The organism is Acetobacter sp. DmW_125128, from assembly GCF_008704325.1.
Taxonomy (GTDB): Bacteria; Pseudomonadota; Alphaproteobacteria; order Acetobacterales; family Acetobacteraceae; genus Acetobacter; species Acetobacter oryzifermentans.
In genome coordinates this window covers 34,078-41,258 of the sequence record NZ_VHOP01000043.1, presented here as the reverse complement: position 1 = coordinate 41,258, position 7,181 = coordinate 34,078, and the positions used below count along the sequence as shown (strand labels likewise).

General features: G+C 50.5%; 5 protein-coding genes. 4 read left to right on the top strand and 1 reads right to left on the bottom strand.

Translation table 11 applies throughout. The annotated features are described in order from the left end of the window. Positions 1-141: 141 nt before the first annotated feature. On the bottom strand, positions 142-417 hold the full coding sequence (locus FKW19_RS12380) for a SelT/SelW/SelH family protein (RefSeq protein WP_035353756.1): 276 nt from the start codon (positions 415-417) through the stop codon (positions 142-144). A 415-nt stretch (positions 418-832) separates the two neighbouring features. Between FKW19_RS12380 and FKW19_RS12375 the strand changes: the two genes are divergently transcribed. Genes FKW19_RS12375 through FKW19_RS12360 form a run of 4 tightly spaced genes read left to right on the top strand, consistent with a single transcriptional unit; the run spans position 833 to position 7,130 of the window. Then, positions 833-1,816 (top strand): HlyD family secretion protein, encoded by a 984-nt coding sequence (locus FKW19_RS12375; RefSeq protein ID WP_089179918.1) that lies wholly within the window; start codon positions 833-835, stop codon positions 1,814-1,816. Further along, positions 1,816-4,551 (top strand): ribosome-associated ATPase/putative transporter RbbA, encoded by a 2,736-nt coding sequence (rbbA, locus tag FKW19_RS12370; RefSeq protein WP_089178996.1) that lies wholly within the window; start codon positions 1,816-1,818, stop codon positions 4,549-4,551. Before FKW19_RS12375 ends, rbbA begins: the two co-directional genes overlap by 1 nt. Then, complete coding sequence (locus tag FKW19_RS12365; RefSeq protein WP_089178997.1) at positions 4,551-5,678, top strand: ABC transporter permease; 1,128 nt, start codon at positions 4,551-4,553, stop codon at positions 5,676-5,678. The genes rbbA and FKW19_RS12365 overlap by 1 nt, the downstream gene beginning before the upstream one ends. After that, positions 5,679-7,130: a TolC family protein gene (locus FKW19_RS12360; RefSeq protein WP_089178998.1), complete on the top strand. Its 1,452-nt coding sequence runs from the start codon at positions 5,679-5,681 to the stop codon at positions 7,128-7,130. Positions 7,131-7,181 lie beyond the last annotated feature (51 nt).

Genomic DNA, 7,181 nt, shown 5'->3' with positions numbered 1-7,181 from the left:
ATGACCGGTGCGCTCATACCTTCATGTCTGCAATCCATATCGCAGCAAGCGTCATCTTCTATCTCAAAGAATGAGTCCTGAGCCTAATATGGACTGGAAAGATAAAAACATCTCTCCAGCCTTGCTTCTGATGTAACTATTTTATCGATCTATGTGACCGAGGTCTTTTTCTGGATCGATGATGTTTCTTACCCTTTGCTTGAGTTCTTTAGGGTTGGGGAAGCCTCCGTCCCGCTTGCGCTCCCATATCATTTCGTGATCTACACGGATTTCAAACTTTCCGCCTGTATCAGGGCAAAGAGCGACCTCGCCAAGTTGATTTCCAAAAGTAGAAAGAAGCTCTTGCGCCATCCATGCGGCACGCAAAAGCCAATTACACTGCGTGCAGTAGTGAATAGAAACGCGGGGCAAAGGCATAAGTGTGTCTTCCAATTTTTGAGTGAGCAATATCATAAAGCGAATGAACGCATTATAGAATGGCCACAGTAGGATCTATTTTTAAATCCATATAGACGCTTTAATGTAATAACTTTGTTATAGTTTATAAGAATTACGCGCTGGAAAATCAGATTTATAAAAATGAACACAATGTCAAATTATATTTTGCACGATTTCATCTGTTTTCCCCGCCTTCTTGATCAAGATCATTGAGGTATTTTTACACTTCTCTTACTTTACATGACCAAAAAATTATAGGTCTATAGATTTTACGGTAAGGGTTCATATGTATAAAATAATAACTTGACTGACGTGTCATTATTTAATCATATTGCCTTGTCTGCATGCTGCGCTTTAACGCATTGTGATCCGCTTTTTTTCAGCAAGGTTTATTGTGAAAGCTCCTGCCAAAATTACAATTATCGCCATTTCTCTCTTTGCGGTCGCGGGTGGAGCCTTCGCGTGGCATGAGCATCAAGTGGCTCAAAGTGTTCCTGATGGCATTATTTACGGCAATGGGCGGCTGGAATTTACCCGTGTGGATGTGGCCGTAAAATACCCCGGACGCATTACGCAATTGCTGGTGCAGGAAGGTGATAATGTAACCTCTGGCCAAATTCTTGCGCAGGAAGATAAAGCCACCATTCAGGCACAATACGACCAGACAAGAGCGCAGCAAAACCGCGCCACAAATGCGGCTGGTCGGGCCTCGGCTGAGCTTGTAGCGCGGCAGGCCGCATTGCAACTTGCGCATGATGAACTGCGCCATGCCCAAAAGATGCGGCAACAGAACCTGATTTCCGATATGGAAGTGACACAAAGGCGCACACAGGTTGAAACAGCACAAGCAGCGGTAAATGCAGCCTCTCAGGCTGTGCAGGAAGCCTTGCATGCCAAGGAGGGAGCCGTAGCGCAGGTTAATCAGGTTCAGACCGTGCTGGATGATATGACTATCCATGCCCCTGTTTCTGGCCGTATCGAATACCGCGTTATTGAAACAGGTAGTGTTTTACCGCCAGGTGGGCGCGTGTATTCCATGCTGGATCCAGTTGACCCTTACATGACGTTGTTTTTCCCCACTGCATCCATCAATAATCTTAAAGTAGGTGATGAAGCGCGTATCCGGTTTGATGGGATGGATATGCCTGTTTCTGCAACCGTTTCCTTTATTGATAGTCAGGCTCAGTTTACGCCAAAATATGTGGAAACAGCCACCGAGCGTGAACAGCTTGTATACCGTGTAAAACTGCGTGTAACCGCGGATGAACAGAAACGTCTTGGCGCATTGTTAAAAGCTGGAATGACGGGTGAAGGCTATATCAAACAACGGCCAGATGCAGCATGGCCTAAAGCTGCACTGTCTGGCGATGCCAGATAATGGAGGTATCTGCTGCTGGAATTCGTGTTGAAGGCGTAAGCCATGCCTATAATGGGCGTGATGTTCTGCACGATATTTCTTTCACCCTTCCCGCAGGGCAAACCATTGCGTTTATTGGGCCAGATGGTGTTGGTAAATCAACACTTCTGGGGCTGATTGCAGGCGTTCGGCATCTTCAGCAGGGGTCTATTCACACGCTTGGGGTGGATATCAGCAATAGAGCCGAACGGGAGGCTTTTCTTTCCCGCCTCGCTTTTATGCCGCAAGGGTTGGGCAAGAACCTCTACCCTACCCTTTCCGTGCGCGAGAATATCGATTTTTTTGGTCGGCTATTTGCATTGGATGCCACAACCCGCGCCAACCGTATTACGCATCTGCTGGATGCCACGGGCCTTGCCCCTTTTCCCGATAGGCCCGCAGGCCATCTTTCTGGCGGTATGAAGCAAAAGGTCAGCCTGTGTTGCTCTTTGGTGCATGAGCCAGATCTGCTTATTCTGGATGAACCCACAACGGGGGTGGACCCACTTTCTCGGCGTCAGTTCTGGGCGTTGGTGGAGCAAATGCGGGCTGAACGGCCCTCCATGACGGTTATTGTTTCTACCGCGTATATGGATGAAGCCGAGCGCTTTTCATGGCTGGTGGCCATGAATGATGGGCGTATTCTGGCTTCTGGCCCTACGGAGGAAGTTAAAAAGCAGACCCACACCACAACGGTGGAAGCAGCTTATATCTCTCTCCTACCTGCGGCAGACCAAAAAGAAATTTCGGATTTTACAATTCCGCCTTATCAGGATGATGGCAGCTCTCCCGTTATTGATGCAGAAAACCTGACACGCAAATTTGGATCTTTCACAGCGGTAGATCACGTTAGCTTCCGTATCCGTCGGGGTGAGATTTTTGGCTTTCTGGGTTCTAACGGGTGCGGTAAATCCACTACCATGAAAATGCTGACAGGGCTGCTGGATATTACCAGTGGCACGGCAACCCTGTTTGGCCGCCCGATAACACCGGGAGACATGAAAACGCGCATGCGTATTGGCTACATGTCTCAAGGTTTTTCTTTGTATGAAGAACTGACGGTACGCCAGAACCTTATGTTGCAGGCAGAGCTTTTTCAGCTTCCGCCAGCCGAGGCCAAACAGCGTGTTGACAACATGCTCCAGAGCTTTCAGTTGGGGGCAGAGGCCGATAGTCGCCCAACAGGCCTGCCCTTGGGGTTTCGGCAACGGCTGCAACTTGCGGCCGCCTGCATTAACAACCCCGATATCCTTATTTTGGATGAGCCAACGTCTGGCGTGGACCCGGCTGCGCGGGACATGTTCTGGAAGCATCTTGTAGCGCTTTCACGCCAGAAACATGTGACCATTTTTGTTTCTACGCACTTCATGAATGAAGCCGCCCGGTGTGACCGCATTTCCCTTATGGATAAGGGCAAAGTGCTGGCCATGGGCACCCCGGCAGAAATTACGCAGGAGGAAGGTGCTTCCACTCTGGAAGATGCTTTTATTGCTTGTCTAGAAAAAGCGGGCAATTCCATAGCTGTTGCCAAGCCTCAACAGGCCGCTTCAGAATCAACTGCTGCAATGCGGACAATACCGCCCTATATACGCTGGTTTTCACGCTGCTGGGCTTTTGCGCGGCGTGAGGCTGTGGAACTGATGCGTGACCGCCTGCGGCTGATGTTTGCTATTCTTGGCCCGACTATTTTGCTGTTGATTTCAGCTTACAGTATTTCGTTCGACATCAATACCATTCGCTACACCGTGGTAGATTACGATCATACCCACGCCAGCCGTGAACTTGTGGAGCAGTTTCGGGGCTCCCGCTATTTTCAGGAAACTGCGTTCTCGCCAGATCGCGAAACACTGGAAACGCGCATACAGCATGGACAGGTTGCAATGGGGCTGGATATTCCCCCCGGTTTTGGGCGTGATGTTGCTGCACGCCGTAACCCTGCCATTGGTGTGGTGATTGATGGCTCCATGCCGTTTTTAAGCGCCAATGTGCGTTCTTATACAGATGCCGTGCTGTTAACCTATATGGCCAATATGCAGAAAACCCTGCCGACATCCGTAACATCTGGGTTGATACCCGTCAGCATTGTGCCGCGCTTTGTGTACAATCAGGAATTTCGCAGTATTTACGCCATGACTCCCGGCACTATCATGCTGGCGCTTATTCTTGTTCCCACCATGCTTACAGCCCTTGGTGTTGTGCGGGAAAAGGAGATTGGTTCCATTATGAACCTGTATGCCTCCCCCGCCAGTTCCGGGCAGTATCTGGTGGGCAAGCAACTGCCCTATGTGGCCCTGGCTGTTATGGCTTATCTGGTGCTGGTAGCACTTTCTGTTACCGTTCTGGGTGTGCCTCTTAAGGGCTCTTTTATCGGGCTGAGTATTGGGGCTACGCTGTATATTTTGGCCAGCACCGGGCTGGGGCTGCTGATTTCTACTTTTGTAAGTTCTCAGGTGGCTGCCATTTTTGGCACGGCCATTATCTGCCTGATTATGTCTGCCAATTTTTCGGGTTTGCTTTATCCGGTTTCAACACTTACGGGCTTTACCTACTATCTTGGTAAAGCTTTTCCGGCTTCGTGGTTTCAGCTTATCAGCCTTGGCAGTTTTACAAAGGGTCTGGGCGTTCAGTCCTTTCTTGGCATGTATCTGGCGTTGGGCGGGTTTGCGGCCCTTTACATGGTGGGGGCTCGCCTTTTCTTGAAAAAGCAGGATACGTGATGCTGCGCTGGCTTATGAATGTCGGCCTTCTGTGCCGCAAGGAATTTCATAGCCTGATGCGCGATTTTGTGCTGATGGGCCTGATTGTTTTTGCATTTTCTGCGGCTATTGTTCTTGTGGCGCATGGGGTGCGCGTAGATGTTGCAAACGCAACAGTTGCGTTTATTGATGAAGACCACTCAGCCCTTTCCCGTCAATTGCGGTCTGTTGTGCTACCGCCTTACTTCAAGCCCCCTACTCTAACCAACCGTATTGACGGCAAAACGGGTATGGATAACGGCACGTACAATTTTGTTATTGATATTCCGCCCCGTTTTGAGGCCGATGTTCTGGCAGGCCGCACGCCGCAGATACAGGAACTGATTGATGCTACAGCCATGACACAGGCTGGGCTGGGCAGTGTTTATCTGCAACAGATTTTTCTGGGTGAAGTACAGGCACAGCTTCATTCCCCCGATATCAATAAGCTGATGCCATTTCACCCTGAAAGCCGTATCCGTTTTAACCCGAATAGTGAATCTGCATGGTTTACATCTGTTATGCAGGTTGTCACCAATGCAACAATTCTTTCCATTGTGCTGGTTGGGGCGGCTGTTATTCGTGAGCGCGAGCACGGCACCATTGAGCATCTGCTTGTTTTGCCTGTTTCTGCCAGCCAGATTGCTATTGGGAAAATTCTGGCAAATGGTGCTGTTATCTTTGTAGCCAGTATGCTTTCCCTTTGGATTATCGTACATATTGGGTTGGCCGTGCCTATTTCTGGCTCGCCGTTATTGTTTGCTGCCTGCCTTATTCTATACCTGTTTTCTGTAACTTCGCTGGGGATGATGCTGGCCACCATTGCGCCCACCATGCCGCAATTTGGGCTTTTGGTGGTGCCTGTTTATGCTGTGGCCTATCTACTTTCTGGCGCAGCTACGCCGGTAGAAAGCATGCCAGAGGCTGTGCAATCTCTGGTGCGGTTTTTTCCGACCACGCAATTCGTCAAAATTTCACAATCCATTTTATATCGCGGTGCTGGGCTGGAAAGTATCTGGCCTTCGCTGCTGGCTATTGTGTTCTCTTCTACTCTTTTTCTTGCCATGGCGCTGCTTCGCTTCCGCTCCATGCTTGCCCGTCAGGATTGAATGCTGATGTCTCTTTCCTCATTTTCTGCGCGCCTATTGCTCAGCACTTTTCTCTGCGCTGGTTTGGTAGCGTGCTCTCCTTTCCATACCACGCTACCACCTTCGCATGTGGCTATTCCGGCTCAGTTCAATGCCGCACCACAGGATGCACAGCCTACGGACTTAACAAACTGGTGGACAACGTGGCAGGATCCGTTGCTTGATCAACTTGTGCAGAATGCGCTGGCTGCTAACCCCGAAATACGGATGGCGCAGGAGCGCGTGCAGGAATCTCGCGCCTATACACAAATGGCCAAATCTGCCTTGTATCCTACCATTGGAGCCACAGGCGGCATGATGGGCGGTGGTGTGGATTGGCGGCATCCGGTGCCTCCGCTCATGAAGATGGCAGATCCGGATATTCAGGACCCAGCAACAGATGGGCATTTGGCTGGCATAACCATGGCGTGGGAGCCAGATATCTGGGGCCGCAACCGTGCGCGTAAACGGGCTGCGCAACATATGGCTCTGGCAGCAGCAGACGTGCTACATGGTACGCATATGGCTATTGCAGCAGATGTGGCTGCCAACTATCTGACAGCCCGCGGGCTGCAACAACGCATTGTGCTGCTGGATCAATCTGCCCGCACGTTGCAGGAGCTTGTGCGGTATGCCACGGCCCGGTTTGATGCAGGCCAGACCACACGAGCTGATCTGGAAACCATAACAGCGCAGGTGCAGCAAGTGCAGGCGCAAAGGCCATTATTAGTTGCCGCATTGGATGCGTGCCGCCATCGGTTGGCTATTCTATCCGGCTTATCCCCAGAACAAGCGCCAGATCTCACCGCACCAGCTCAATACCGAGTGCCCGCGCCGCCTGCTACGGAACTGCCTTCTACAGTATTAGACCGCAGGCCCGATGTATTGCTGCAAAAAAACATTGTGCAGGCCAATCTAGAACGGCTGATTAGCACTAAAACAGACCTTTTGCCGCGGTTTGGGTTAGAGTTTTTTGGTGGTGATGGGCGTTTGCGGTTTGATGGCATTCCGGGTGTATCCGGTTCTGGTGGGCTTATGGCTGTGAATGCCTATCTGCCTCTTTTTACGGCTGGGCGCATACAGGCCAAGATACGCGCGGCGGACTCTCAGCTTAAACAGGCTGTGGCATCGTATGATCAAACTGTGCTGACAGCTTTGGCAGAAGTAGAAGATGCTTATGAAAGCCGTTCCAGCGCAGACCAGAATATTGCCAGCTTGAGCAAAGAAGTTTCATCCCTCACCCTCGCCACAACTCAGGCGCAGGGGCTTTATGAGGGCGGACAGTTTACCATGCAGGATATTCTGACAACCCGGATAAAAAAGATTTCTGCACAAGATGAACTGGTAAGTGCGCAAACTCGGCAGGCCCTCTCAACAGTGCGTCTTGCCCGTGCTCTTGGTGGCGGTTGGGATACGCAAACAACCAAACGGTAAGGCCAGCACCTGATTGTTGTATTTTTAGGTATACTGTTTGCCGGATTGTAT